Source organism: Pseudomonas sp. P42 (assembly GCF_017973755.1).
Taxonomy (GTDB): domain Bacteria; phylum Pseudomonadota; class Gammaproteobacteria; order Pseudomonadales; family Pseudomonadaceae; genus Aquipseudomonas; species Aquipseudomonas iridis.
This window is the reverse complement of record NZ_JACOPU010000002.1, coordinates 657,150-682,762: the sequence shown is the minus strand read 5'-3', so window position 1 is coordinate 682,762 and position 25,613 is coordinate 657,150. Positions and strand designations below refer to the sequence as shown.

Genomic DNA, 25,613 nt, shown 5'->3' with positions numbered 1-25,613 from the left:
GATGTTATCGAACTACCTGGGCGAGTTTTTGGCGCTGGCCACCATTCACTTTCTGGCCGTGGTCGCTCCCGGACCGGATTTCGCTGTCACCATTCGCCAGAGTGTGCGTTTTGGGCGCTTGGTCGGGATTTGCACGGCATTGGGTATCGGCGCCGGCATTTCCGTACATGTGCTGTACACCTTGCTGGGCGTCGGCGCATTGATGCACACCACCCCGTGGCTGTTGACGGTCGCCAAGGTGATTGGCGGTGCCTACATTTTGTATCTGGGTATCAGCCTGCTGCGCAGCAAGCCGAAATCGACACTCGAAGGTGACAAAACTGCCGATGAACCCGTCGCCGAACAAACGTTGTTCAAAGCCTTCAGTACCGGTTTTCTGACTAATGCCACCAACCCCAAAGCCACGCTGTTCTTCCTCGCGATATTCACCACCATCATCAGCGCCAGCACACCGCTGAAGATTCAAGCGCTTTACGGTGTGTGGATGTGTTTTGTGAATGCGCTGTGGTTTGTGGTGGTCGCGCTGTTTTTTTCGAGCAGCAAGGTACGATTGTTGTTCATGCGCATGGGGCACTGGTTCGAACGCACCATGGGCGTTGTGCTGATTCTGTTTGCCGGTCGACTGATGCTGTCCTGGTAATCTGTCCCGCAACGCAAAAAGGCCCACCGATTTTCATCGGTGGGCCTTTTTTTGCCTGGAGATACCTGGGAGAAGAATCCAAATAACACGCATACAAAAACGCCGCTCATCACTGAGCGGCGTTTTTGTGAATTTGGAGCGGGAAACGAGACTCGAACTCGCGACCCCGACCTTGGCAAGGTCGTGCTCTACCAACTGAGCTATTCCCGCAAATGGCGTCCCCTAGGGGACTCGAACCCCTGTTACCGCCGTGAAAGGGCGGTGTCCTAGGCCACTAGACGAAGGGGACACGCTACCCGGAACACATGGTGTGTGTTTCGGTGTCCAGATCCGAGCCCGAAGACTTGGTTCTGGTTTCACTCAGCCCCGCCCGAAAGCAGTGCTGTTTAAAAATGGAGCGGGAAACGAGACTCGAACTCGCGACCCCGACCTTGGCAAGGTCGTGCTCTACCAACTGAGCTATTCCCGCATTGGCGTCCCCTAGGGGACTCGAACCCCTGTTACCGCCGTGAAAGGGCGGTGTCCTAGGCCACTAGACGAAGGGGACACACTACAACATTCACTCCCTACCGCGTTTCGCTGTGTGCTTTACGCTGTAAGTGGCGCGCATTCTATGGATGGATTGGGAGGTCGTCAACCCCCTGATATAAATTTATTTAAATCAATGACTTCGACCTGCTTTAAGGCACCGATCCGACTTTTCCGTCGCCCGACGATTGACGCCTATATTCCGGCAGTCGCCAAGACGTTATAGTCCACCGCACAGTGATGGCAATCTGCACATCATGCGCCAGCATTCATATAAGCGGTGTATGGCCGATACAGATAGAACCCGCCGCGCCAGCTCGTCGAACGGCGCTAGGCGCGTAAATGTCCAACCACTACACTCGCATGCGAACCCTATAAAGAGGTCTTACCGGTGACACCACTCATGATCACCCTGCTAGTAGTAGCCGGGATCGCAATTCTGATCGCCATTGGCTACATGAACCATGTGGTGGAAAACAACAAACTGGAAAAGGCCCGCACCAAAGTCGAACTCAACGACCGACTGCGCCGTTGCGGTGAACTGACCGAGACCTTCCCCGGCCAGTTTATGACACCGGCCCTCAAGCTGTTGCTGACTCGCCTGGAACTCAACGTCTGCCAGCGCCTGCTGAACCTTGAGAAAACCAGCGCAGCCACCAAAGCCCGCATCACCGAACTGAATGCACTGGTAGCCCAAGGCGAATCGATCCCGGTCAACAATCCACCGGCGCCGATCCTGACCGAAGCCAAAGCCAAAGACGTACGCTTCCTCCTCGAAGCCCTGCACGGCCAGATCACCCGCGCCGCCCATGACGGCTTCCTGCCACCGAACGAAGCCAAACAATGGATTCGCGAAGTCCGCCACATTCTGGTACTGCTGCACATCGAGTTCTTCAACAACCTCGGCCAACAGTCCCTGCAACAAAACCAACCCGGCCAGGCCCGCCTCGCCTTCGAACGCGGCGTGCAATACCTGCGCAAACAACAAGACCCGAAAATGTATGCCGAACAACTGGAGTACCAGGAGAAACTGCTGGCTCGCGCCAACGCCCAGGTCATGGACAAAATCGCTCCAGTGGAAGGTGAAGAGAACCAACTGACTGCAGGGCTCAAAGACGTTGAAGCCGATGCGGACTGGAAGAAAAAAGTCATCTACGACTGATCGCAGATGCTGAAAGAGAAGCCACCGAGAGGTGGCTTTTTTGTGGGCTCGCGCGGGAGATCAAAAGCCCCTCACCCTAACCCTCTCCCAGAGGGAGAGGGAACCGACCGAGTTGCTTCAAAAGGTACGCCGACCTGAACGAAAACCCCGAACAAAAAAATCAATCCTCGCCCACTAGCTCCCCACCACCGCCCTCACCATCACCACCGCGGCGCAGCCGCCCCACTCAACAGAATGAGCGCAAGCTCGACTGCAGCTCTTGATCTACAAGGCCCCGTCGGCAGGCTGAGAGGAGGGATTCACCCGGGGGATTGGCGCGTAGCGCCGTTCGACGAAGTCGAACACATTGAAAGGAGGTGCGGCGCAGCAAACCGGAAGCGATGCCCCCGGATGGATCCCGGAACGAAGGAACCCCGAGCCCCAGCGAGCGGGCCGAACGTTGGGGCCCAGACCTTTGGTTCCTTTGGGGCGTTTGCCAAAGGGACTCGCTGTAAAAGCGAAACCGCCAGCCGCAACACCAAAAAAAACGGATATTCACCCCAACCCCCACAACATGGTCGGCCCAAAGGCCGCCAAGTCAAAAGCGTCAAAGCCGAAAATGCCCAACCATCCCCCGCAACTCACTCCCCAACTGCGCCAGCTCAATACTCGAAGCCGCATTCCCACGCATCGCAATCGACGACTGATCCGCACTCGCGCGAATACTCGTCACACTGCGGTTGATCTCCTCCGCCACCGAACTCTGCTCCTCCGCCGCCGCCGCAATCTGCTGATTCATCTGCTGAATCAACGAAACCGCCGCCGCAATACTCCCCAACGCACTCTCAGTCTGCAACGCATCACTCACCGCGAGCTTCACCAACTCACCGCTGCTTTGAATCTGCTGCACCGACGAATGCGCCGCCGAGCGCAACGCGCTGACCAGCCGCTCAATTTCTTCGGTCGATTGCTGCGTGCGTCGAGCCAATGCGCGAACCTCATCGGCCACCACCGCAAAGCCCCTGCCCTGCTCCCCGGCCCGCGCCGCCTCGATCGCCGCATTCAGTGCCAACAGATTGGTCTGCTCAGCAACGCTTTTGATCACACTCAGCACCGTACCGATATTCTGGATTTCGGCACTGAGACTCTCGATGCTTAAGCTGGCCGAATTCGCCGAATCCGCCAGCTGCTCGATCCGCGCCATGCTCTGGCGCACCACCTGCTGACCACTCTCGACCTTGCCATCCGCCGTCTGCGCCGCCAACGCCGCCTCTTCAGCGCTGCGCGCGACATCGTGGACGGTGGCGGTCATCTGGTTCATGGCCGTGGCCACCTGTTCGGTTTCTTCCTTCTGACTGCTGACCTCAAGATTGGTCTGCTCGGTGATTGCCGACAGCGACTGCGCGGAGCTGGCCAATTGTTCGATACCGGCCTGCAACCCACTGACAATTGTGCTCAACCCCGCGCCCATCTGCTGCATCGCCAACATCAGTTGGCCAATCTCGTCACGGCGGGTGACTTCCACGGTCGCACTCAAATCACCGGCCGCAATGCGCTGCGCGACATTGATCACACTGCGCAACGGCGCGACGATCAGCCGAGTAATCAGCCACGCCGCAATCAAACCGACCAACAGCGCCAATGCCGAAGAACCCACAATCAACAGTGAATTCTTTTTCAGCTCGGCCTGCATGGCGGCGTCTTCGGCAACGTAAGCCTGATCCACCCGCACCATCACTTGTGCCGCGCGCTGATGCAATTGCTCGTAAACAGTTTTTTCCTGTTCGAGCAATCCGGTGTACTCGGCCAGCTTGTCGTTGAAACCGGCAATGTGCCCCGAGACTTCATTGAGCACCGTCAGATACCCATCGTCCTTGACCGTGGACTTCAGCGCTTCGGCCTGGCTCTGGGCTTGCGCGGCCTGTTCGATATTGCCCTTGCCACCACTGTCATCGCCCTTGCGACTTTGATCCAGACGAACCCGCGCCTCATTCATCGCTTGCAGCATCAGCCTAGACACCTGGCTGATCTGATTGGCCTGTTCGATGAACTGCGCACCGTCCTTGCCTTCGGTGTCCTTCAAGGTATAGGCACCGTCGTCCGCCAGCCCGGCCTGCAACACGTCGAGGTTGTTGGCCACGCTTGAGACCGACCAACTGGCCATTTCCAGCGCCAGATCCTTGGTCTGGGTCAACGAGACAAACTCGTCGAACGCCTTGCGATACGCGCCCAGCGACTGCTCGACATCCAGCATGACCGGGACATTGGCCGGTGATTGCGCCTTGAGCTCGTTGGCCAGGGCAATCAAGCCATCCACGCCCTCACGCAAGCCGTCGGCCGTTTTCGGATTACCGCGCAACGCATACTCCTGCTCGAGCAAACGCACCTTGAGCAGGCCGCTATTGAGCGAGGACATCTGTTTCAGTCCGTCGAATCGGTGACTGATGGTTTGCAGGGACCAGACGCCAATCGCCGCCACCAGTGCGGTCAGCAGCAAAACCAGCACAAACCCGATACCCAGTTTTTTCGCCATACCGAGGTTGGCAAAACGTCCTTGCACGGCCGAAATCATTGCGCGTAGTCCCCTGCCAAAGTCAGTTGACGAAGAGTCGCAATGGCCATGAACAAGCACAAGTCTCTGGCGTCGGAATAATGGCAAAAAGCTACGCCTGCGTCGTTTTCAGAACATTTGAGGTCGATCCGAACCGGTATGCCGAAAAAACTGTCGAGCCCGCGGATCACAGGCGTAAGCAACGTTGATGCGATGCCAGTCGCCCCCCTCGCCACTGGGGCTGAAGGCGTCCGGGGCGGACAGCAAAACACCGCAACGCTGAGCCTGTGCGCGTACTCGCGCCTGATCCGCCACCCGCGCACGTGCCCAGATGAACAAGCCGCCAGTCGGTTTGCCGAACACTTCCCAGTCGGCGTCTTCCAGTGCCTGCAACGCCGCGGCGCGATCAGCATTCAAACGCTGCCGCTGGCGCTGCACCAGTTTGCGATAAGCACCGGTCGCCATCAGATTGGCCAGCGCCGCCTCGGAAAACCTTGAGGCCCCCAGACCACTGATCATCTTGACCTGGGCAAGCCGCGCAACAATCTCGCCGTCGGCGAGAACAAATCCGACCCGCAACGAACTGCTGAGTGTCTTGGAAAAACTGCCGACATAAATCACGCGCCCTTCATCGTCGAGCGCCGCCAGTCGAGTACCGTTGCCCGTGTGCAGGTCGGCGTAGACATCGTCTTCGATCACGCGCAAATCGTAGGTCTTGCTCAATTGCACGATGCGCTGCGCCACCGCCGGCGTCAGGCAACTGCCAGTCGGATTCTGGTGATGGCTGTTGATGAACAACGCCCTGGGCTGAAACTGGCGCAGCAACGCCTCGAGCGCGACGGTATCCGGCCCGCTCGGTGTGCGCTGCACTTCAAGCATTTGCACCCCGTGCAGCCGCAACAGGTCGAACAGCGGCGCGTAACCGGGGGTTTCGACTACCACGCAGTCACCGGCCTTGAACAAGGTTCGAACGATCAGGTCCAGCGCGTGACTGGCGCCGCTCGTGCTCAGCAACTGCGTGCTGCGAGCCTCGATACCGAACAGTCGCAGGCGTTTGGCGATCTGCTCGCGCAATGCCGCAAGGCCCAGCGGCGTGCTGTAGTTGAACAGGCTTGCCATATCGGTGCGCGCCACCTCTCGCAGCGCATAACTGAGATCGTCAGGCTCGCGCCAGCTCTGCGGCAAACCGCCGCCGCCAAGTTTCAAACCACTCGCGGCCCCACACACCGCATCACACCAGGCAAGCCGGTCCTCGAAGGGCACCGACTCATCCTCTGCGCTCGCCGTCGACGGCGACGCTGCCACGATAAATCCCGCGCCCTGACGGGTGGTCAGGACGCCTTGTGAAACCAACCGCTCGCACGCCTCGACGACACACGACTGGCTGAGCAGATTACCCCGGGCGATTTGCCGAACCGAGGGCAAACGGGTGGCTGGCGGTACCCCGCTTTGCAGGATCCACTCAGTCAGCCCGTCAACAATCTGCTGTACGACGGGCACCATTGCCTGTCGGTCAATTCTCAATTCCATGAGCAAGCAAACTCCTGTCCGTTTTGCTGGCGGCAGTTAATCACAGCCACGCGGCACAGGCTGTGCGACAACGCCGTCAAAAGCGACTGTTCTAATCATTTGATACACATTGTTTAGTGGTTTAAGTGAACTCAACGCAGCCCATAAAAAAACCCGCACGAATGCGGGTTTTTTCAGCCATGTGATTCAGAACGCGGTAACGCCACCATCCACCGCCAACGAATGGCCCGTGGTGAACGCTGCACCGTCGCTGCACAGGTACAACACCGCGCTGGCGATTTCCTCGACCTTGCCGATGCGCCCCACCGGATGCATGGCATTGGCGAACTCGCCTTTCTTCGGATCGGCCTCATAGGCACGACGGAACATGTCGGTGTCGATGACTGCCGGACACACCGCGTTGACGCGGATTTTCTTCTTCGCGTACTCGATGGCCGCCGACTTGGTCAGACCGATCACCGCGTGTTTCGACGCGGCATAAATGCTCATCTTCGGCGCCGCCCCCAGGCCCGCCACCGAGGCGGTGTTGACGATCGCTCCGCCCCCCTGAGCCAGCAACAGCGGCAACTGATATTTCATGCACAGCCAGACGCCTTTGACATTGACGCCCATGATCGCGTCGAACTCGTCCATGGAACCGTCGGCCAGTTTGCCCTTCTCGATTTCGATCCCGGCATTGTTGAAGGCATAGTCGAGACGGCCGTAGGTATTGATCACCTCGTCCATCAGATTTTTTACTTCACTTTCGACGGTAACGTTGCAGCGCACGAAGGTAGCTTCGCCGCCGGCTGTACGAATAAGCGCGACAGTGCCCTCCCCTCCGGCAGTATCCAGATCGGCCACCACCACTTTCAGACCTTCGGCGGCGAACGCCTGGGCCGTGGCGCGGCCGATGCCGTTGGCGGCTCCAGTGACTACGGCGACCTGACCGGAAAACGTCATGCTCATTGTTATGTCCTCGAACGGATAGATGCAGGGGGCTGTGTAGACATGCAGCGCAATTGCAGCATAGCGACAAGGCTTTGCCGGACGTCAGCACTATCAGAGGGCTGTTTATGCACCCATGCGTCGCAGTGATAAATCCATGCCTATGACTATCACTGCATTGGATCGGCGAGCATTCGCCGCATCAGCCAACCTTGCGGCATCGCCCATGAAGGTCTATCAACAAGGCTTCATTCAACTTGAGTGCCTGTCATGACTTCCCAGACCAATCGCCAGTTCCTGCTCGCCAAACGCCCGGTGGGTGCCGCCACCCGCGAGACCTTCACCTATCAGGAAGTGCCGGTCGGAGAACCTGCGGCTGGACAGATTCTGGTCAAGAACGAATACCTGTCCCTCGACCCGGCCATGCGCGGCTGGATGAATGAAGGCAAGTCCTACATTCCGCCGGTCGGTATCGGCGAAGTCATGCGCGCCTTGGGCGTAGGTAAAGTCGTCGCATCGAACAATCCGGGCTTTGCAGTCGGGGACTACGTCAACGGCGCCCTTGGCGTGCAGGATTACTTCCTCGGCGAGCCCAGAGGTTTCTACAAAGTCGATCCGAAACTGGCGCCGTTGCCGGTTTATCTCTCTGCGCTGGGCATGACCGGCATGACCGCCTACTTCGCCCTGCTCGATGTCGGCGCACCAAAGGCCGGCGACACCGTGGTGCTTTCCGGCGCGGCCGGTGCGGTGGGCAGCATTGCCGGCCAGATCGCCAAGATCAAAGGTTGCCGCGTGGTCGGCATTGCCGGCGGTGCCGACAAGTGCAAATTCCTTATTGATGAATTGGGCTTCGACGGCGCAATCGACTACAAGAGCGAAGACGTGGTTGCAGGGCTTAAACGTGAATGCCCGAAAGGCGTGGACGTCTATTTCGATAACGTCGGCGGCGATATTCTCGACGCGGTGCTGAGCCGTTTGAACATGAAGGCGCGAGTGGTGATCTGCGGTGCGATCAGCCAATACAACAACAAGGAGGCGATCAAAGGCCCGGCCAACTACCTGTCGCTGCTGGTCAACCGTGCGCGGATGGAAGGTTTTGTGGTGATGGACCATGCCGCACAATTCGCTGCCGCCGGACAGGAAATGGCCGGCTGGATGGCCAAGGGCGAACTCAAGAGCAAGGAAGATATTGTCGAGGGGCTGGAGACGTTCCCGGAGACGCTGATGAAATTGTTCAGCGGCGAGAATTTCGGCAAGTTGGTGTTGAAGGTTTAAAGTAAAGTCAAAAGGACCCCAGCCTGCAGGCAGCCCCTGCAGGAGCTGCCGAAGGCTGAGATCTTTTTACCGCATGCAGCCATTTATGCCCGCTGAGGGAAGATCAAAAGATCGCGGGCTGCGCCAACTCCTACAGGGTTTTGTGCAGGGTCTGATCAGGCGATTTCGGCGACGACGGAAGCCAACGCCTGCGCCGGATCAGCCGCCTGGCTGATCGGACGGCCGATCACCAGGTAATCGGAGCCTGCATCCAGCGCCTGACGCGGGGTCAGAATGCGTCGTTGATCGTCCTGCGCGCTGCCCGCCGGGCGAATCCCCGGGGTCACCAGTTGCAGCGACGGATGCGCAGTTTTCAGCGCCTGGGCTTCCAGTGCCGAGCACACCAGACCATCCATCCCGGCTTTCTCGGCCAATGCTGCCAGACGCAGAACCTGCTCTTGCGGCTCAATATCCAGACCAATACCTGCCAGGTCTTCGCGCTCCATGCTGGTCAGCACAGTGACGCCGATCAGCAGCGGCTGCGGGCCGCTACGCTTGTCCAGTACTTCACGGCAGGCCGCCATCATGCGCATACCGCCGGAGCAGTGAACGTTGACCATCCACACGCCCATCTCGGCAGCCGCTTTTACGGCCATCGCAGTGGTGTTGGGAATATCGTGGAATTTCAGATCAAGGAATACTTCAAAACCCTTGTCACGCAGGGTGCCGACGATTTCAGCGGCGCAACTGGTGAACAGCTCCTTGCCCACTTTGACCCGGCACAGTTTCGGGTCCAACTGGTCGGCCAGCATCAGTGCGGCGTCACGGGTGGGGAAATCCAGGGCGACGATGATAGGAGTCTGGCAGACGGACATTGGAAGGGCTCTCAGGCAGGTCGAAATCGGCGCGCATTGTAGCGGAACCGGCGGCGGCGCGGCACCCGATGATCGGTAAAATCGTCGCGCCAGCCGAGATCAGCATAGCGCTCGCTGCTATTGTGTCGACTCCGATACACAATCGACATGTCGCCAACACGCGCCCGCGCTAGCCTCGCCAGCCGCAATACGTCCTTACATCAGCACTTCCCGCCTCACCGCCGGACGCCTATGCTGAAACCACCACCTCGCAGCCCATCTTTGTGGTTGGCGGCCTACTGGCAGATGAACAGCCCCATGCACAACACCCAAACCACCGTGACGGATGAGCAAAAAGACGACAAGCGCTGGAGCATTCGTGCACTGATCGTCGACGACGACGTGCCGATCCGCGAGTTGATGATCGACTACCTCGCGCGTTTCAACATCCATGCGAGCGGCGTCACCGATGGCACAGCGATGCGCCAGGCCATGCAAGCCGAGCATTTCGATGTGGTGGTGCTGGACCTGATGCTGCCCGGCGAAGACGGCTTGTCGCTGTGCCGCTGGCTGCGCGCCGAATCGGACATCCCGATCCTGATGCTCACCGCACGCTGCGAACCCACCGACCGCATCATCGGCCTGGAACTCGGCGCCGACGACTACATGGCCAAACCGTTCGAACCGCGCGAACTCGTCGCGCGGATCCAGACCATCCTGCGCCGCGTGCGCGATGATCGCACCGAGCAGCGGGCGAACATCCGCTTCGACAACTGGCGCCTGAACAGCGTACTGCGCCAACTGGTCGCCGACGACGGCCTGGTGGTGCCGCTGTCCAACGCCGAGTTTCGCCTGCTCTGGGTGTTTATCGAACGTCCGCGTCGGGTGCTCAGCCGCGAACAACTGCTCGACGCTGCGCGCGGTCGCTCAATCGAAGCGTTCGACCGCAGCATCGATTTACTGGTCTCACGCCTGCGACAGAAACTCGGCGATGATCCGAAAGCCCCGCAGTTGATCAAAACCGTACGCGGTGAAGGTTACCTGTTCGACGCCCGAGACATCGGCTGATGCGGGCGCGCTTCGACACGCTGTTCGGCCGGCTGTTTGGCGTGCTGTTCGTGGCGATCGTCCTGGCGCACTTGCTCGCTTTTACCTGGTTCCGCCTCTACGGCCCGCCCCTGCCTCCGCCACCACCGGAATTCTCCCAAACCATCGAAGGCCAACCGTCGCCGCACGATTCCCGCTACCAGCCACGCCCACCGCGCCCCTGGTTCGGCGGCCCGATCGTGCCGCTGACTTTTCAGTTCATCACCTTGATGGTCGCCGCGTGGTACGGCGCCAAGTTGCTCAGTCGGCCGATCCAACGCCTGAGCGACGCCGCCGAACGTCTCAGCGAAGACCTCGACAGCCCCCCGCTGGACGAGTCAGGCCCACGCGAGGCGCGGCAAGCGGCGCATACCTTCAACCTGATGCAGCGGCGCATTCGTGAACAAGTCCAGCAACGTGCGCGCATGCTCGGCGCAGTGTCCCATGACCTGCGCACCCCCTTGTCACGACTGAAATTGCGCCTGGAGAACATCAGCGACGACAAACTGCAAAGCCAGATGCGGCAGGATTTGAACGACATGATCGCCATGCTCGACGCCACCCTCACCTACCTGCATGAGCAACGCACCAGCGAAGCCCTGCAGCTGATGGACGTGCAGGCGCTGGTCGAATCATTGTGCGAAAACGCTCAGGATCAAGGTGCGGACGTATACGTCAGCGGCCATTGCGCACCGCTGCCGGTGCAACCGATGGCACTGCGTTCCTGCCTCAACAACCTGATGGATAACGCCCTGCGTTACGCCGGGCAGGCGCGCATCGAATTGCACGATCAGCGCGAGCAACTGCTGATCTGCGTGATCGACCATGGGCCGGGGATTGCCGAGGACAAACGTGAAGCGGTGTTCGAGCCATTCTTTCGTCTGGAAGGATCGCGCAACCGCAATTCCGGTGGCGTCGGGCTGGGCATGACCATCGCCCGGGAAGCCGCGCAGCGACTGGGCGGGCAATTGAATCTGGAAGAAACACCGGGCGGTGGTCTCACCGCCATCATTCGCCTGCCGCGCACCTGAAAAGCCCCCGTCCCGGTAGGCGTGAGCCTGCCGGGATGGGGGCGTGTCAGTCGACATCAAGATCGACGGATACACCCCAAGCCAAAAACCTTGAAGCGTCCTTAAACCCGAGCCTGACTCTTACTCCAATCCGTCAACAAACTATAAGCCACCGCCAAAAGCGTAGGCCCGATAAACAACCCGATAAACCCGAACGCAATCAACCCGCCAAACACCCCAAGCAATACAATCACCAACGGCAAATTCCCGCCTCGGCTGATCAGATACGGCTTGAGCACGTTATCCACGCCACTGATGATAAACGTCCCCCAGATACCCAAAAATACCGCCATCCCATACTCGCCCTTCCAGGCCAGCCAGGCGGTAGCCGGCACCCACACCAACGGTGGGCCCATCGGAATCAGACTCAGCAGAAACGTGACGATACCCAGCACCAACGCCCCCGGCACCCCGGCAATCAGGAACCCGATCAACGCCAGAACCGCCTGCGCCGCTGCCGTGCCGATCACCCCGTTGACCACTCGCTGCACCGTCCCGGCAACCAGTTCGATGTAGTACCCGGCGCGATCGCCAATCAAACGCTCCAGCAAACCGTGCACGAACGCCGCCAGACGTGGCCCGTCGCGATAGAAAAAGAACACAAAGACAATGCTCAGTGACAGCTCGAGAATCCCGCCGCCGATCTGCGCACTGCGCGCCAGCAACCAGTTACCGACCTGCCCCAGATAAGGCTTGATCGACACCATCAACGCGGCGCCCTGCTGATCGATGCTGTCCCAGATGCCGACCAGCCGTTCGCCCACAAGCGGAACACTGCCGAGCCAGGTCGGCGCCTCCGGCAAACCATCGACCTGCACGTCCTTGATGAACGCCGTCGCGTCACGCACGTGATCGGCCAGGTTGAAGCCCAGCCAGACCAACGGTACCGCCACCAACAACATCCAGCCCAGGGTCAGAACCGCCGCCGCCAGCGATTCACGGCCATTGAGCAGCCGGGTCAAAAGACGCATCAGCGGCCAACTGGCAAACGCCAGTACTGCGCCCCAGAACAGCGCCGACCAGAACGGCGCCATCACCCACAGGCTGGCGCCAAACAACACCAGCAGCAGGATCTGCACCAGCAGTCGATCGTTATTGAGCATGTAAGGTCTCGAAAAAGTCAGTCAGGCAAAGAGTAGGCGAACACGCCGCGCGTGCTCGCCCGATGCAGCTTATCGCAACAAATCAATGCGCAAACCTACGCCATCGACTTTGCCGGTTTCCATCCGTGCCGCACGCACGCCCTGATTGATCAATGCCTGGCGCCAGGCCTCGGCTTTCGGTCCGGACACTGTCACTCGCTGCGTGGTATCAAGATTCAGGCCACGGGAAATCAGGCGTAACCACGTGTCATCCGGGTCATTGACGAGTTTGGGGAAATCCAGCTCGCCGGTGCTCTTGAGCTGGCGCAACAGGGTCGCTGAGGTTGGCAGCAGCTCACCGAGCGGCGCAGCCGCTTCGAACTGTTCGACATGCAGATAGGCTTTGCGATTGCCGCGCGTGATGCTGTAGAGCGCCACCAGGGTATTGTCCCGCGGCGCGGCCAGCCTCAGCAACAAGTACGCCTGTTGCTCGTCGGAACCGTACAGTTTGGCATTGCCGAACACCTCGTTGGCCCACAGGCTGCTTTCGCCGCAGTCGCGGGCCTGGCACCAGAACAGCAACTCGGCGTCCTGCTTTTGCAGGGCCTCGCGGGCGGCGGTGAAGGCTTCGGTGGCGGCGTGTTCGGGTGGCAACTCGTAAGTGACCGAGGTGGTCTGGCCACGGGCCGTGACCTGGCCGTCAAAGCGCAACTGGCCGCTGATCTTGCGGATCGAGCCCAATGGGTAAATCCGCTCCTGCTCTGCCGGAGGGCGATAGTCGACGATTTGCGCGTCTGCCAGTCGCGGCACGATCTGCAGGTCCTGACTGCCCGGCACATCGGCGGCGAACGAAATGGAACTGAAGCAGCACAGCGCCAACAGACTGAGTGATCGCATAGTCAGGCTCATCGGATCGGCATGGCTTGGCGGATCGGGGTCGTAGCGGTATAGAAATCCATCGTGGTTGTCTCCCATTTCAACCCGCCCAGCCTCGACAGTTGCCCGGTGCAAGTCAAGGAATGGCGAAGAACCGATTGAAACAGTCTGCGACAAGATCCGCACCGGGCTCGTCGTTCAGGTGCAAATGGTGCCCGCCGGGCAGCTGTTCCCGGCTAAAGGGTAGACGCTCCAGCAGCTCAGGATGTTTGGCCAGCATGCCGTCCGCCGCGACCACCAATTGTGCTGGGCAACCGATGCGCTGGACGAAGGCCATCGCCTGCTCCTGCGTCAGGCGCAGCGGCGATGGCAGGGTCAGGCGATTGTCGGTGCGCCAGGTGTAACCGCCGGGCACCGGCATCAAGCCGCGCTGAGCCAGCAACTCTGCTGCCTCCCGACTGACCGCGACCAGGCCTTTCATTCGCGCTTCGATGGCACGGTCGAGGGTGGTGTAGACCGGTTTGCGCTTCTCGCGCAGATCCAGTTGCGCCTGCAAAGCCATGCCCATGCGCTCGGCAGCGTTTTCGCCCTTGTCTGTAGGAGGAATCACCCCATCGATCAACGCCAGATGAGTGATCCGATCCGGCAACGATCCCGCCAGCACCATGGAAACAATCGCGCCCATGGAATGCCCGAGCAGGCCGAAACGCTTCCAGCCCAGTTGCTCGGCGACTTGCAGTACGTCGTGGGCGTAGTCCCACAGCGCATACCCGGCGCCGTGCGGCCGATGCCCGGAATGCCCGTGCCCAGCCATGTCCAGCGCGATAATGCGCAGACCTTTGAGCTTCGGCGCGAGACGGGCAAAGCTGTTGGCGTTGTCGAGCCAGCCATGCAAGGCGATGACCGGCACACCGTCCTCGGGTCCGAACAAATGCGCGGCCAGTTCGATATGCGGCAGGCTCAGGCGCACTTCTTCGAAGGTCGGGCTCATGCGCAATCCTTGTCCTGACGGTTTTCCCAGCGGCTAAACAGGTTTTTCAGCAAGCGTGCCGTGTCCTGTGGACGTTCAAGGGGAAACATGTGCCCTCCGGGCATGCTCAACGCCTCACCTTGGGCAAGCCGCGAAACGAAGCGCGTGTGATGGCGCATGACCACCCGGCTCGTGTGCCCACGCACCACCGCCAGCGGCACCTGCAACTGACGGGTGCGGCCGGGGCTGGTGTGCGGCACGCCGCGATAAATGCTGATTTCAGTGGCCGGGTCGAAGCGCAGGCGCAGTTTGTCGCCCACCTTGTGCAAGCCATGTTGCAGGTAAGCATCGAAGCATTCCGGGTCGAACCCGCGAAACAGGCTCTTGCCGGCGAAATAGCTGCGCGCACTGGCGAGGTCGGTAAATTCTTCACGTCGGCCAAGGGTGCGGCCGGCCGGGGTCAGTCTGTCGATGAAACCGAAGCGCTTGGCCGCGCGGATTACCCATTGGTCGGTGCGGGTCAGCACCGGCGAATCGAGCATCACTACACCGCGATACAACTCAGGGCAACGCAACGCCGCATGCAGGTGCAGCACACCGCCAAAGGAGTGACCGACGCCCCACACGGGCTGATCTTGCTGCTGCAAATGGTGGATCAATTCGTCGACAAGGTTGTACCAGTTGTCATCCGCTGGAAAACGCGGGTCATGAGCGTGCTGCTCCAGATGCGCGACCCGATACTCGGGCGCGAGCGCCGCGAACAACTTGCCGTAGGTGCCCGAGGGAAACCCGTTGGCGTGGGCGAAAAAGATAGGTTGCGACATGCGGGCAAATCCATGAGCGGGAAACGTGGCGTTGATTGTCCGTAAGACCGCGCCCGGCGGCAATGACTGTAACTGCCAGGAATGGTGACAGTCTGGTCAGGGTTATGGTGTGCCAAGGAAATCCCTCCCCCTCACCCCAGACCTCTGGACGGTCCGACGTGTCTAGAGGGCCAGAGATCTGGGGTGAGGGGCGTTTTCGATGTCACCGTGCTGGCGGCTGCTCACCCAGCGGCACTACCGCCATGGTCAACCGCGACACACAACTGGCCTTGCCCTCATCGCTGGTCAGGCGGATATCCCAGACATGCGTGGTGCGACCGATGTGAATCGGCTTCGCCACCGCTGTCACCCGACCACTGCGCAGACCGCGCAAATGGTTGGCGTTGATCTCAAGCCCCACGCAATAAAACTTGCTGGCATCGATGCACAAATAGCTGGCCATCGAACCGACGGTTTCCGCCAGCACCACTGACGCGCCGCCATGCAGCAATCCGTAAGGCTGGTGAGTGCGATGGTCGATGACCATGCTCGCGGTCAGCGATTCTTCGTCGAACGCTTCGAAACGGATGTCGAGCACTTCGCCGATGGTGTTTTTCTGAATCGCGTTCAACTGCTCGATGTTGGGAGTGGTGCGCCACAAGCTCATCGCAGACTTCCTTTGTTGTTTTAGTCGTCGCTCAATCCTGCCACAGCACCGCCTCGCTGCGCGCGCTCCATTCTTCGAATCGGGCGCCGTAGGTGTCTTCGATGACGTTGCGTTTGATCTTCAGGGTCGGCGTGAGAAAACCGTTTTCCACCGCCCAGCTGTCCTTGACCACCACCAGCCGGCGCAGTTGCTCGTGCTTGTCGAGCACGGCGTTGACCTCCTCCAGCAGCTTTTCCAGGCTCGAATGCAGGCTCGCTCGTGGCTCTTCCTGATTGACGCTCGATAGCACGCACAGGCCCAGCGGCGCACTCAAACCATCACCGACCACACACACCTGTTCGATGCGCGAGTGCACGGCCAAACGGTTTTCGATCGGCGCCGGGGCGACGTATTTGCCTTTGCTGGTCTTGAAGATTTCCTTCAGTCGCCCGGTCAGGCGCAAGCGCCCTTCGGCATCCTGTTCGCCCTTGTCGCCGGTGCGCAGAAAGCCGTCTGCGGTGAGGGTCTCGGCAGTTTTCTGCGGCTCCTTGAAATAGCCAAGCATGTTCGCCTGACTGCGCACCTGGACCTCGCCGGATGCATCGATGCGCACCTCGACATCCGGACACGGTTTGCCGATCCAGCCCTGTTTGTATTCGCCGGGCAAACAGATGTGCGAGTAACCGCAACCCTCGGTCATGCCGTAGACCTCCAGCACATCGAGGCCGAGTTTCTGATACCAGGCGAGCAATGTCTGCGGCACAGGTGCTGCACCGGAAAGGGCCACGCGCAAGGCGTCCAGCCCCAGGCCCGCCAACACTTTGTGCCCGACCCGCTTACCGATGAAGGGCAGACCGAGCAGCAAGTCCAGACGTTTCGCCGGGATCTTGCTGTAGACGCCCATCTGGAATTTGGTCCAGATCCGCGGCACCCCGAACATTGCCGTCGGCCGCGCCCGCTTCAGATCGGTGATGAAGGTGTCGAGGCTTTCGGCAAAGAACACTGTCTGTCCGGTATAAATCGAAGCCATTTCAACGAACATGCGTTCCGCGACGTGGCACAACGGCAGGTACGACAGCAGCCGATCGTTTTCGTTGAGCCCGAACAGCTGCGTGCCACGGCTGGTGGCGAACCCCAGATTGGCGAAACTGTGCATCACGCCTTTGGGCAGGCCAGTGGTGCCGGAGGTGTAAATGATGGTCGCCAGTTGCTCGGCGGCGGGACGCGGGTCATCCTGGATCGGTGAACTGCGTTGCAACTCAGCCCAGCTGAAATCGAAACCGCCGGGCGGATGCAGCGGCAGGCTGATGGTCGGCAAGCCCGCCGGCACGCCGATCGACATGCTCGGCCAGTCGTCAAGTTTGCCGATAAATGCGAGCACGCTCTCCGAGTGGTTGAGCACTTGAGCGACGGAGTCGGCCGTCAGGTTGGGATACAGCGGCACGGAAATGTGCCCCGCCATCCAGATGGCCAGATCGGCAATGATCCAGTGCGCGCAGTTTTTCGAGATCAGGGCGATATGGCTGCCTTGCGGCAACTCCCGTGCACGCAGCCAGTGTGCGGCGCAGCGAGCCTGATGGCCAACGTCGGCCCAGGTCAGCGTTTCGACCTCGCCACCACCGATGGGCTGCACGAGAAAGCGCTGGCGTGGATGCCGGGCTTCACGTTCGTAAAACACGTCCAGCGGCAAACGAAATGCGGCAGACATGCAGCTCGCTCCTGTTTTTTTAGGTCTGGAGCAAGCGTAGTCAACCAAGCAAGTGCTTGGTTGGAATTTTTACTAAAAGAAACAAGATCAAAAGATCGCAGCCTTCGGCAGCTCCTACATGAGAATGCGATCCCATGTAGGAGCTGCCGAAGGCTGCGATCTTTTGCTTTAAGGGTGCTTGAGGCTGTTGAGAGTCATCGAGCCAATCAGCAGTTCAGCACTCTCAAGCTCAGCCAACCCCGCCGTGCCGACCTTCTCCGGCGGATACCCGGCGCCATGCTGCAGATAGCTGAGCAAATTGCCCACCAGCGGATTGTGACTGACCAGCAGCGCATTGCTCACCGAAACCAGCTGATCGGCGACTTTGTCCGGATCGACCTCCGGCGTCAGCCACTCGACCGTGCGGATCTCGGGCTCGAAGCCCAGCGCCTCGCGGACAATCTGCGCGGTCTGTTGCGCACGCAGGTACGGGCTGGCGTAGATCGCGGTGATCGGTTGCCCGATCAATTGCGCAGCGCTGCGCAATGCCTCTTCACGGCCATGCTCGGTCAGCTCCCGTTCGGAGTCGGGGCAAGAGCCATAAGGCACGGCCTCACCGTGACGCAATACCCAGAGTTTCATAGCTTGGGTTCCTCATCGCGAACCGGATGCGGTGCTGGCGGCACGGCATGTGGCGCCTCACCTTCGGGCGTACGCGGCGCTGGCCAGTCGGCAAACGGCCAAGGCTTCTGGTCGCTGTGAAAACTGCCGAAGCGGCCGATCTGCGCCAGAAACTGACTCAGGCTGTCGCCGAAGTTCATCAGGCTGGCGCTTGGTGCGCCATAGATCAAACGATAGATCAGTTGCACCAGCACCACTGCGCCGAGAATAAACTGCGCCACTTGCCAGACCAGCAGGTAGACGATCATCCATAACACCCGCAGGAGGATGGATTCGTACCTGGCTTCGGATTTTGATTCGTTCATGTTCAGCTCCCCTACCCGTGAATAACAGCAGTCAGTTGAAACCACTGGTGGAAATAAAGTCGACATCGGTTTTCGGTTCGGCCCGCATCAACAGTTCGATGACCTGTTCCAGCGTGCGCCCCTCGAACAGGATCGCGTGCAAGCCTGCGACCAGCGGCATGTAGACGCCGACTTCCTGGGACTTGGCTTTCAGCACTTTCAGGGTATTGACCCCTTCGGCGACTTCGCCGAGGCGCGATACCGCTTCTTCGAGGCTCAGGCCCTGGCCGAGGGCGAATCCGACCTGATAGTTGCGGCTTTTCGGCGACGAGCACGTGACGATCAGATCGCCAACACCCGCCAGACCGAGGAAGGTCATCGGGTTGGCGCCCTGATTCACCGCAAACCGGGTCATCTCGGCCAAGGCGCGGGTGATCAGCATACTCTTGGTGTTCTCGCCCATTTCCAGCGCCACCGCCATGCCGGCGATGATCGCGTAAACGTTTTTCAACGCCCCGCCCAGTTCGACACCAAAACGGTCGGCGCTGGCATAAACACGAAAGGTGCGGCCATGCAGCGCGGCTTGCACCTGTTTGCACAGTTCTTCGTCTTCACTGGCGACCACCGTAGCCGTCAGCGCATGCTCGGCGATTTCCCGCGCCAGATTCGGCCCAGACAACACGCCGATGCGCGCCTGCGGGGCGATCTCTTCGAGGATCTGGCTCATCAGCTTGAAGGTCTGGGCTTCGATGCCTTTGGTCAGGCTGACCAGCATCTTGCCGCTCAGACGCTCGGCGTGCGCGGCGAGCACTGTGCGCAGTGCGCTGGACGGCAGCGCGACAAAGCACAGATCGCAGGCGTCGAGGGTCTGCTGCAAGTCGGTGACAGCCGTCACTCCCGGCAGAATCTTGATGCCTTTGAGGTAACGCGGATTTTCGCGATTGACCCGGATGGCCTCGGCCTGCTCGGGGTCACGCATCCACTGCAGGACTTGATGGCCGTTCTCGGCCAATAAATTGGCCACGGCGGTACCAAAACTTCCGCCTCCCAGGACCGCAATCGGGCGCTGCTCAGTCATATGCAATCCGTTAATCCATACCAGTGGCGATGCCGGCATTATACGGGGCGACCCGGTCGCGGCCAGCCCCTGCGTCAATAACCGACAGTTATAGGAAGAAGACCAATAAAACCTGGGAAAATGCCCGCAACGTAACTGGAAAAGTCGCTGTCCTCGGTTAACATGCGCGCCAATTCTTCGTTCGATAGGCCGCGTCGTGTTTTTTGCTCCTCCCCCACCGCGTTCTTCCCTGCTGCTGGCGCTGTTGTTCAGCCCGGTGCTGCTGGCGGACGACCTGTTCATGGACAGCCAGGCGCTGCCGCAGGTACTGACGGCCACTCGGCTAAAACAGACGCCGGCGGAAGTGCCGGGGAGCATGACCGTACTCGACAGCGAATTGATCAGCGTCAGCGGCGCCCGCGACATCAGCGAACTGCTGCGGCTGGTGCCCGGCATGATGGTCGGCAACATCAGCGGCAATCAGTCGGCGGTCAATTACCACGGCACCAACGCCACCGAAGCGCGGCGTATGCAGGTATTGATCGACGGCCGCTCGGTGTACCGCGCAGGTCTGGCCACGGTGGACTGGAGCGATATCCCGGTGGCCATGGAGGACATCGACCGCATCGAAGTCTTTCGCGGCCCGAACACCGTCAGCTATGGCGCCAACGCGCTGATGGCGGTGGTCAATATCATCACGCGCCACCCGGCGGAAAGCCACGGCACGCGGCTGAAAATTACCCGAGGCCAGCGCGGCATCAATGACTTTTATGCCAGCCAGGGCACCGGATGGAATGGCGGAGATCTGCGTCTGTCGCTGTCCGGCCAGGAGGATGACGGTTTCGACAGCGATCGCACGGGCGCCGATTACCGTGACAGCCGCCGCTTGAACCGCTTCAGCCTCGCGGTCAGCCACACGCTGAATGACAACCAGAGCCTCGACTGGCAGGTCAACGCGAAGGACGGCAGCAATCAACGGCCTTATACCTACCGCCCGGTGTTCTCGGGGATTACTGACAGCGGCAACAATTCCGACGTCGTAGCCAAGGACTATGCCGGCTCGGTGCGCTGGAATCTCGATATCAATCCCGAGCACAGTCTCTACGTACAAGGTTCGGCGCAGCATTGGGATCGTCAGCAGGTGTGGCGCGCCTGTGATGCCGAGGTGTCCTTCAGCCCGGAGCTGACACAGCTGTGGCAGCTCAACCCGAATTACACCGAACGTTTAGCGCGCAACATCACACGCTTCACCGGCCCAGGCGCGGAATCTGGTACGCCGCAGGAAATGGCGCTGGCCAACCAAGTGCTCGATCAGTGGCGCAACGGCGCCAGCCAGACGTTATGCGGCGACATCGACCAAAGCGCCCGCGAGTCACGCTACGACCTCGAACTGCAAGACACCCTCAGCCTGTCCGACAGCCTGCGTCTGGTCAGCGGCCTGAACTATCGTTATGACCGCGCCAGTTCCGAGACCTACTTCAACGGCACGCTGGACGACACCACGTGGCGTGCGTTCGGCCAATTGGAGTGGCGCGCCACTGAACACTGGCTGTTACAGGGCGGTGCGATGTTCGAAGACACGCAACTGATCGGCAGTTCGCTGACCCCACGCTTCGCGATCAATTACCTGATCAACCCGCGTCACGGCCTGCGCGCGGTGTACTCGGAGGCGATCCGCTCGCCGGACATGTTCGAGAACAACGTCAACTGGAGCTATCAGGTCAGCAAATTGCGACCTTCGGCGTACGGCAAGTCTTCGGCGCGCTATTTCGTCAAGACGCGCGGCCCCGGCGATCTCGATCAGGAACACATGCGCTCGCGAGAGCTGGGCTACAACGGCTACTTCGCCGAGTGGGGTCTGGCGGTCGACGTCAAACTGTTCTACGACGAGATCACCGGGATGATCAGCGAACCGCTGCGCAACAATCAGTACATCGCCAGCAACGCCAACAGCTCACGTTTTCGCGGCACCGAAACCCAACTCGACTGGCGCGTGAACACAGTCGACCGCTTGCGCTTCACTTACGCCTACGTCGAAGCCGAAGCGAGCAATCCGCTGGATCAGCAATTTACCGCCAGTCACAGCGGTTCTGCCGGATGGCTGCGCGATTGGGGCCACGGCTGGAACAGCGCCCTCTTCTATTACGGCGACAACGCGCTCAACGGCTATCGCTTCGAGCGCGTCGACACCCGAATCGCCAAACGCATCAAGCTGGGCAAGGCCCAACTGGAACTGGCCGGCGTGCTGCAGCAGCGCCTCGATCACGAGCCGACCACGTTCGTCGACAACAATTACGACGAACGCCGCGTGATGTATGTCAGCGCCGAGCTGGAGTTCTAGGATGCGCCACGGTCTGTCAAGGAAGACGCCGACCCTCGGCCATTGGCTGGCCGGACTTGGCCTGTTTCTGACCGTGTGGCTGCACGGCATGGCGGTACAGGCCGCCGACATTCTGTTGACCGGCGCCGAAGAAAGCCCCGGCGTGCAGGCGTTCGTGCAGGCGCTGAGCGAATTGCGTCCCACCGACAACGTGCGTTTCCAGCCCTTGGCCAGTCTGCCCGCGCCAGGCAAATTGCCGTCCAGCCTGCGCCTGATTCTGCTCGACCTGCCAAGCCTCGACTGGCGCCTGCAAGAACCTCAAGGCCCGGCGACGCTGGTGCTGCGCATCAGCCGTCTGCAAGCCCGACAGCGCCTCGGCGCGGCGCAACCGGCGCACCTGAGTTTGCTCTGGAGTGATCCGCCACTGAGCCGACAGCTGCAATTGATCCGACGCATCCTGCCTCAGGCGAGCCGGATTGGCGTGTTGTTCGATGAACACAGCGAGTTCCTCCTCAAAGAACTGCTTCTGGCTGCCGAGCCGCTGAATCTGCAAGTGGTCAGCCAGCGCTGGGACAACACTCACGACAGCCGCCCCCTGCAAGCCGTGCTGAAAAACAGTGAAGTGCTGCTGGGCCTTGATGATCCGGATCTGTACAACCCGAAGACCGCGAAAAATCTGCTGCTTAGCAGCTACTCCCGACAAATGGCGCTGGTCGGGCCAAATGCCGCGTTCGTGCGCGCCGGCAGCCTGGCCAGCACTTACAGCGACCAGAGCGATTGGCTGAGCGTTCTCGACCGGTTGCTCGACCAGCCGCCGCCCCATTGGCCGCGATCGCTCTATCCCGAACGCTTTAAGGTCTCAAGTAATGCCCAGGTCGCTCGTTCCTTGGGTATCGAACCGCTGAATGAAGCGTCTGTCGCCAGCGCGTTGGCTGAAGGAGAAAGCCGCCCATGAATTTTCGACGTTGGGACATCAACACCCGTACCCAATTGATCAGCCTCGGCCCGGCGCTGTTGCTGACGTTGTTGTTGATCAGTTTCTTCACGTTCGTGCGCATTCAGGATTTGCGCCAGGAGCTGAACCACACCGGTCAACTGATCGCCAACCAACTGGCGCCCGCCACCGAATACGGGGTAATTTCCGGCAACAACGACGTGTTGGAAAGTCTGCTCAAGGCGACGCTGGCAACGCCCAACGTGCGCTTCCTCGAAGTACAGGACAGCGCCAACCGGATTCTGGTGTATGTCGAACAACCGGCGGATTCCCACAGTCGTCCGCATCAGGTCGAAGTGTTCCAGGCGCCGGTACGCCTCCAACGGATTGCCCTGAACAATGATTTTTTCCAGGACGCCAAAGTCAGCAGCGGCGCGGCCAGCGAGGATTATCTGGGGCGGGTGATCGTCGGTCTGTCCAACGATGCCTTCAGTCAGCGCCAACAGGAGATTCTGCTCAAGGCCGGGATTCTGGCGCTGTTCGCCCTGCTCTTTACGTTTGTCCTGGCGCGGCGTCTGGCCGGCAGCCTGTCGCAGCCGATTCGCGATATCGGCAACGCGGTGAAGGCGATCCAGGATGGCGACTTTAAAACCCCGCTGCCGATCGTCGATGACACCGAACTGGGCGCGCTGTCGCAGCACATCAACAATCTCGCTCAGGCGCTGGAGCAGGCCAGTCGTGAACAGCATCAGGCGATGGCACAGTTGATCCAGACACGCGAGGAAGCGGAAAAGGCCAACAATGCCAAATCCGACTTCCTGGCGATGATGAGCCATGAACTGCGCACGCCCATGAATGGCGTGCTCGGCATGCTGCAATTGCTGGAAACCACCGACATGACCGAGGAGCAGATCGAGTACGCCGCGCTCGCCTCGGAGTCCACTGAACACTTGCTCAAGGTCATCAACGACATCCTCGACTTCTCGCGCATCGAGCGTTCAGAGCTTGAGCTGGAACACATTCCGTTCAACCTCGCCGAACTGATCGGCGCGTGCGCCCAGTCGTTCCAGCACAGCGCAGTGCAAAGTGGTCTGGCGCTCAACCTGCGGATTCCCGAAGACATGCGCGGCTTGCAGGTGCAGGGCGATCCGACGCGGATCCGGCAGATTCTAGTCAACCTGGTCGGCAATGCCTTGAAGTTCACTGAACAGGGCCGGGTCAGTATCGAGGCGCAGTGGCAGTCGCTGGATCACGAATTGCTGTGGTTCACCTGCTCGGTGCGCGACAGTGGCATCGGTATTTCCTCCGAGAGCCTGGAGCTGATGTTCAACGCGTTCCAGCAGGCCGACAGCTCGATTTCGCGACGCTACGGCGGCACCGGCCTGGGCCTGCCGATCGCCCGCACACTCGCCGAACGCATGGGCGGCACATTAAGAGCGCAGAGTGAGGAAGGTCTAGGGTCGGTGTTCACCCTGGAAATCCCGTTGGCTCTTTATAAGCAGGCATTGCCAAAACAGGTCGCACCGCGCGCATTGAACGGTGACGGCCAGGGCGCTGGACGCACTGTGTTGCTGGTTGAGGACAACCCGGTCAATCAGACGGTTATTGAAGCGATGCTGCGCAGTCTGGGCTTTACTGTCAGTGTCGCCACCGATGGCGCTCAGGCAGTGCGCAGTGCCCAGGGCAGTGAGTTCGAAGTGATTCTGATGGATTGTCGCCTGCCGATCATCGACGGCTATGAAGCAACCCGACAGATCCGCAACCTGCCCGGACGCGGCAACGTGCCAATCATCGCGCTGACCGCCAATGCCTTGCAGGGCGACCGGGAAACCTGTCTGTCGGCGGGGATGAACGATTATCTGGCCAAGCCGTTCAAACGTAATGATCTGCAGCAGATTCTGCAGCGCTGGGTGTCTTAGTGTCGGCTTTTCGAGCATCTGCGACTGGCATGAAAAGCGAAAGTGCGGCAGTCTTAGGCACCCGAACGAGCCTCAAAAGAGGCTTGATTAAAAATTTCAGTGCACAAGTGTACATTCATGTCCTTGGTGCTGTGACTTTCACCACAACGCAATAGTCTATGAGTAGGCTGCCGGTTCGAGGCATGAATGCTTCGAACGGTCGGGAAGATTTGCCCCACCTGCCGCATGGGATTATTGAGGAGCTCGCATGACCAAACAAAACGCCTTTACTCGGGAAGACCTGCTGCGCTGCAGTCGCGGTGAGCTGTTCGGCCCAGGTAACGCGCAACTGCCCGCCCCGAACATGCTGATGGTGGATCGCATCACCCATATCAGCGAAGAAGGCGGCAAGTACGGCAAAGGTGAATTGGTCGCCGAGCTGGATATCACCCCTGACCTGTGGTTCTTCGCTTGCCACTTCGAGGGCGATCCGGTGATGCCGGGCTGCCTGGGCCTGGATGCCATGTGGCAACTGGTTGGCTTCTTCCTGGGCTGGCAAGGTCTGCCGGGCCGCGGCCGTGCGCTGGGTTCGGGCGAAGTGAAATTCTTCGGCCAGGTTCTGCCGACCGCCAAGAAAGTCACCTATAACATTCAAATCAAGCGCGTCCTCAAGGGCAAGCTGAACCTGGCTATCGCTGACGGTTCGGTCTCTGTGGACGGTCGCGAAATCTACACCGCCGAAGGCCTTCGGGTCGGCGTGTTTACCTCCACTGAAAACTTCTAAGGGTTATCCG

22 protein-coding genes, 4 tRNA genes and 1 pseudogene are annotated in these 25,613 nt (G+C 60.1%); 9 read left to right on the top strand and 18 right to left on the bottom strand.

All coding sequences use genetic code 11. The features are described from left to right. Position 1: 1 nt before the first annotated feature. Entirely contained in the window at positions 2 to 640 is a 639-nt protein-coding gene (locus tag H8B20_RS08045) for a LysE family translocator (RefSeq protein ID WP_042560463.1), read from the top strand. A 134-nt stretch (positions 641 to 774) separates the two neighbouring features. Here H8B20_RS08045 and H8B20_RS08040 read toward each other — a convergent pair. The 4 genes from H8B20_RS08040 to H8B20_RS08025 form a co-directional block, all read right to left on the bottom strand. Next, a tRNA-Gly gene (locus tag H8B20_RS08040) sits at positions 775 to 850 on the bottom strand. Between the two features lie 3 nt (positions 851 to 853). Then, positions 854 to 929 (bottom strand) — tRNA-Glu (locus H8B20_RS08035). Positions 930 to 1,033: 104 nt separating this feature from the next. Beyond that, a tRNA-Gly gene (locus H8B20_RS08030) sits at positions 1,034 to 1,109 on the bottom strand. 2 nt (positions 1,110 to 1,111) lie between these two features. Next, positions 1,112 to 1,187, bottom strand: a tRNA-Glu gene (locus H8B20_RS08025). Positions 1,188 to 1,571: 384 nt separating this feature from the next. Here H8B20_RS08025 and H8B20_RS08020 point away from each other — a divergent pair. Then, entirely contained in the window at positions 1,572 to 2,330 is a 759-nt protein-coding gene (locus tag H8B20_RS08020) for a hypothetical protein (protein ID WP_215729247.1), read from the top strand. 586 nt (positions 2,331 to 2,916) lie between these two features. Here the strand turns inward: H8B20_RS08020 and H8B20_RS28270 are convergent. From H8B20_RS28270 to H8B20_RS08005, 4 genes and pseudogenes are all read right to left on the bottom strand, one after another. After that, positions 2,917 to 3,780, bottom strand: a complete 864-nt coding sequence (locus tag H8B20_RS28270) for a methyl-accepting chemotaxis protein (protein ID WP_414704592.1) — start codon at positions 3,778 to 3,780, stop codon at positions 2,917 to 2,919. Then, positions 3,778 to 4,002, bottom strand: a pseudogene (locus tag H8B20_RS28265) (HAMP domain-containing protein); the annotation flags it as partial. The pseudogene H8B20_RS28265 and the gene H8B20_RS28270, both read right to left, overlap by 3 nt. A gap of 987 nt (positions 4,003 to 4,989) precedes the next feature. Then, complete coding sequence (locus H8B20_RS08010; RefSeq protein WP_210622787.1) at positions 4,990 to 6,390, bottom strand: aminotransferase-like domain-containing protein; 1,401 nt, start codon at positions 6,388 to 6,390, stop codon at positions 4,990 to 4,992. Positions 6,391 to 6,576: 186 nt separating this feature from the next. Continuing rightward, positions 6,577 to 7,338, bottom strand: a complete 762-nt coding sequence (locus H8B20_RS08005) for an SDR family oxidoreductase (protein WP_150593011.1) — start codon at positions 7,336 to 7,338, stop codon at positions 6,577 to 6,579. A gap of 249 nt (positions 7,339 to 7,587) precedes the next feature. Between H8B20_RS08005 and H8B20_RS08000 the strand changes: the two genes are divergently transcribed. After that, positions 7,588 to 8,592: an NADP-dependent oxidoreductase gene (locus H8B20_RS08000; RefSeq protein ID WP_047302637.1), complete on the top strand. Its 1,005-nt coding sequence runs from the start codon at positions 7,588 to 7,590 to the stop codon at positions 8,590 to 8,592. Positions 8,593 to 8,747: 155 nt separating this feature from the next. Here the strand turns inward: H8B20_RS08000 and pyrF are convergent, their stop codons facing one another. After that, entirely contained in the window at positions 8,748 to 9,446 is a 699-nt protein-coding gene (gene pyrF / locus H8B20_RS07995; RefSeq protein WP_210622786.1) for an orotidine-5'-phosphate decarboxylase, read from the bottom strand. A gap of 297 nt (positions 9,447 to 9,743) precedes the next feature. On the opposite strand from pyrF, the gene H8B20_RS07990 reads away from it, so the two are divergent. After that, a complete protein-coding gene (locus H8B20_RS07990; protein ID WP_042560470.1) occupies positions 9,744 to 10,493 on the top strand; it encodes a response regulator in 750 nt (249 codons plus the stop codon). Beyond that, positions 10,493 to 11,542, top strand: coding sequence for a sensor histidine kinase (locus tag H8B20_RS07985; RefSeq protein WP_210622785.1), 1,050 nt, complete (start codon positions 10,493 to 10,495; stop codon positions 11,540 to 11,542). Before H8B20_RS07990 ends, H8B20_RS07985 begins: the two co-directional genes overlap by 1 nt. A gap of 101 nt (positions 11,543 to 11,643) precedes the next feature. Here the strand turns inward: H8B20_RS07985 and H8B20_RS07980 are convergent, their stop codons facing one another. From H8B20_RS07980 to H8B20_RS07940, 9 genes are all read right to left on the bottom strand, one after another. Beyond that, on the bottom strand, positions 11,644 to 12,684 hold the full coding sequence (locus H8B20_RS07980) for an AI-2E family transporter (RefSeq protein WP_042560472.1): 1,041 nt from the start codon (positions 12,682 to 12,684) through the stop codon (positions 11,644 to 11,646). Between the two features lie 69 nt (positions 12,685 to 12,753). Continuing rightward, positions 12,754 to 13,560 (bottom strand): DUF4892 domain-containing protein, encoded by an 807-nt coding sequence (locus tag H8B20_RS07975; RefSeq protein ID WP_047302641.1) that lies wholly within the window; start codon positions 13,558 to 13,560, stop codon positions 12,754 to 12,756. 115 nt (positions 13,561 to 13,675) lie between these two features. Then, complete coding sequence (locus tag H8B20_RS07970) at positions 13,676 to 14,530, bottom strand: alpha/beta hydrolase (protein WP_042560474.1); 855 nt, start codon at positions 14,528 to 14,530, stop codon at positions 13,676 to 13,678. Beyond that, positions 14,527 to 15,333 carry an alpha/beta fold hydrolase gene (locus H8B20_RS07965; RefSeq protein ID WP_042560475.1) on the bottom strand — a complete coding sequence of 269 codons (807 nt, stop codon included), beginning with the start codon at positions 15,331 to 15,333 and terminating at the stop codon, positions 14,527 to 14,529. Before H8B20_RS07965 ends, H8B20_RS07970 begins: the two co-directional genes overlap by 4 nt. Positions 15,334 to 15,535: 202 nt before the next feature. Continuing rightward, positions 15,536 to 15,979 carry a hotdog fold thioesterase gene (locus H8B20_RS07960; RefSeq protein ID WP_042560476.1) on the bottom strand — a complete coding sequence of 148 codons (444 nt, stop codon included), beginning with the start codon at positions 15,977 to 15,979 and terminating at the stop codon, positions 15,536 to 15,538. Between the two features lie 31 nt (positions 15,980 to 16,010). Continuing rightward, entirely contained in the window at positions 16,011 to 17,666 is a 1,656-nt protein-coding gene (locus H8B20_RS07955) for an AMP-binding protein (protein WP_210622784.1), read from the bottom strand. Between the two features lie 168 nt (positions 17,667 to 17,834). After that, complete coding sequence (gene sixA / locus H8B20_RS07950; RefSeq protein ID WP_042560478.1) at positions 17,835 to 18,287, bottom strand: phosphohistidine phosphatase SixA; 453 nt, start codon at positions 18,285 to 18,287, stop codon at positions 17,835 to 17,837. After that, complete coding sequence (locus H8B20_RS07945) at positions 18,284 to 18,631, bottom strand: DUF4389 domain-containing protein (protein ID WP_042560479.1); 348 nt, start codon at positions 18,629 to 18,631, stop codon at positions 18,284 to 18,286. The genes sixA and H8B20_RS07945 overlap by 4 nt, the downstream gene beginning before the upstream one ends. A 31-nt stretch (positions 18,632 to 18,662) precedes the next feature. Continuing rightward, positions 18,663 to 19,688 (bottom strand): NAD(P)H-dependent glycerol-3-phosphate dehydrogenase, encoded by a 1,026-nt coding sequence (locus H8B20_RS07940; protein WP_042560480.1) that lies wholly within the window; start codon positions 19,686 to 19,688, stop codon positions 18,663 to 18,665. A gap of 196 nt (positions 19,689 to 19,884) precedes the next feature. Here H8B20_RS07940 and H8B20_RS07935 point away from each other — a divergent pair, with 196 nt between their 5' ends. The 4 genes from H8B20_RS07935 to fabA all read left to right on the top strand — a co-directional run bounded on the left by H8B20_RS07935 (position 19,885) and on the right by fabA (position 25,603). Further along, entirely contained in the window at positions 19,885 to 22,008 is a 2,124-nt protein-coding gene (locus tag H8B20_RS07935; protein ID WP_210622783.1) for a TonB-dependent receptor plug domain-containing protein, read from the top strand. A 1-nt stretch (position 22,009) separates the two neighbouring features. Next, on the top strand, positions 22,010 to 22,942 hold the full coding sequence (locus H8B20_RS07930; protein WP_210622782.1) for an ABC transporter substrate-binding protein: 933 nt from the start codon (positions 22,010 to 22,012) through the stop codon (positions 22,940 to 22,942). After that, positions 22,939 to 24,840: a response regulator gene (locus H8B20_RS07925; protein ID WP_210622781.1), complete on the top strand. Its 1,902-nt coding sequence runs from the start codon at positions 22,939 to 22,941 to the stop codon at positions 24,838 to 24,840. Before H8B20_RS07930 ends, H8B20_RS07925 begins: the two co-directional genes overlap by 4 nt. A gap of 247 nt (positions 24,841 to 25,087) precedes the next feature. Then, a complete protein-coding gene (fabA, locus tag H8B20_RS07920) occupies positions 25,088 to 25,603 on the top strand; it encodes a 3-hydroxyacyl-[acyl-carrier-protein] dehydratase FabA (protein ID WP_042560484.1) in 516 nt (171 codons plus the stop codon). Positions 25,604 to 25,613 lie beyond the last annotated feature (10 nt).

Excerpts from the sequence above, each read along its gene's own strand:
- H8B20_RS08045 (WP_042560463.1), top strand. The coding sequence starts at position 2 with ATGTTATCGAACTACCTGGGCGAGTTTTTGGCGCTGGCCACCATTCAC.
- H8B20_RS08020 (WP_215729247.1), top strand. The coding sequence starts at position 1,572 with ATGATCACCCTGCTAGTAGTAGCCGGGATCGCAATTCTGATCGCCATT.
- H8B20_RS28270 (WP_414704592.1), bottom strand. The coding sequence starts at position 3,780 with ATGGGCGCGGGGTTGAGCACAATTGTCAGTGGGTTGCAGGCCGGTATC.
- H8B20_RS08010 (WP_210622787.1), bottom strand. The coding sequence starts at position 6,390 with ATGGAATTGAGAATTGACCGACAGGCAATGGTGCCCGTCGTACAGCAG.
- H8B20_RS08005 (WP_150593011.1), bottom strand. The coding sequence starts at position 7,338 with ATGAGCATGACGTTTTCCGGTCAGGTCGCCGTAGTCACTGGAGCCGCC.
- H8B20_RS08000 (WP_047302637.1), top strand. The coding sequence starts at position 7,588 with ATGACTTCCCAGACCAATCGCCAGTTCCTGCTCGCCAAACGCCCGGTG.
- pyrF (WP_210622786.1), bottom strand. The coding sequence starts at position 9,446 with ATGTCCGTCTGCCAGACTCCTATCATCGTCGCCCTGGATTTCCCCACC.
- H8B20_RS07990 (WP_042560470.1), top strand. The coding sequence starts at position 9,744 with ATGCACAACACCCAAACCACCGTGACGGATGAGCAAAAAGACGACAAG.
- H8B20_RS07985 (WP_210622785.1), top strand. The coding sequence starts at position 10,493 with ATGCGGGCGCGCTTCGACACGCTGTTCGGCCGGCTGTTTGGCGTGCTG.
- H8B20_RS07980 (WP_042560472.1), bottom strand. The coding sequence starts at position 12,684 with ATGCTCAATAACGATCGACTGCTGGTGCAGATCCTGCTGCTGGTGTTG.
- H8B20_RS07975 (WP_047302641.1), bottom strand. The coding sequence starts at position 13,560 with ATGCGATCACTCAGTCTGTTGGCGCTGTGCTGCTTCAGTTCCATTTCG.
- H8B20_RS07970 (WP_042560474.1), bottom strand. The coding sequence starts at position 14,530 with ATGAGCCCGACCTTCGAAGAAGTGCGCCTGAGCCTGCCGCATATCGAA.
- H8B20_RS07965 (WP_042560475.1), bottom strand. The coding sequence starts at position 15,333 with ATGTCGCAACCTATCTTTTTCGCCCACGCCAACGGGTTTCCCTCGGGC.
- H8B20_RS07960 (WP_042560476.1), bottom strand. The coding sequence starts at position 15,979 with ATGAGCTTGTGGCGCACCACTCCCAACATCGAGCAGTTGAACGCGATT.
- H8B20_RS07955 (WP_210622784.1), bottom strand. The coding sequence starts at position 17,666 with ATGTCTGCCGCATTTCGTTTGCCGCTGGACGTGTTTTACGAACGTGAA.
- sixA (WP_042560478.1), bottom strand. The coding sequence starts at position 18,287 with ATGAAACTCTGGGTATTGCGTCACGGTGAGGCCGTGCCTTATGGCTCT.
- H8B20_RS07945 (WP_042560479.1), bottom strand. The coding sequence starts at position 18,631 with ATGAACGAATCAAAATCCGAAGCCAGGTACGAATCCATCCTCCTGCGG.
- H8B20_RS07940 (WP_042560480.1), bottom strand. The coding sequence starts at position 19,688 with ATGACTGAGCAGCGCCCGATTGCGGTCCTGGGAGGCGGAAGTTTTGGT.
- H8B20_RS07930 (WP_210622782.1), top strand. The coding sequence starts at position 22,010 with ATGCGCCACGGTCTGTCAAGGAAGACGCCGACCCTCGGCCATTGGCTG.
- H8B20_RS07925 (WP_210622781.1), top strand. The coding sequence starts at position 22,939 with ATGAATTTTCGACGTTGGGACATCAACACCCGTACCCAATTGATCAGC.
- fabA (WP_042560484.1), top strand. The coding sequence starts at position 25,088 with ATGACCAAACAAAACGCCTTTACTCGGGAAGACCTGCTGCGCTGCAGT.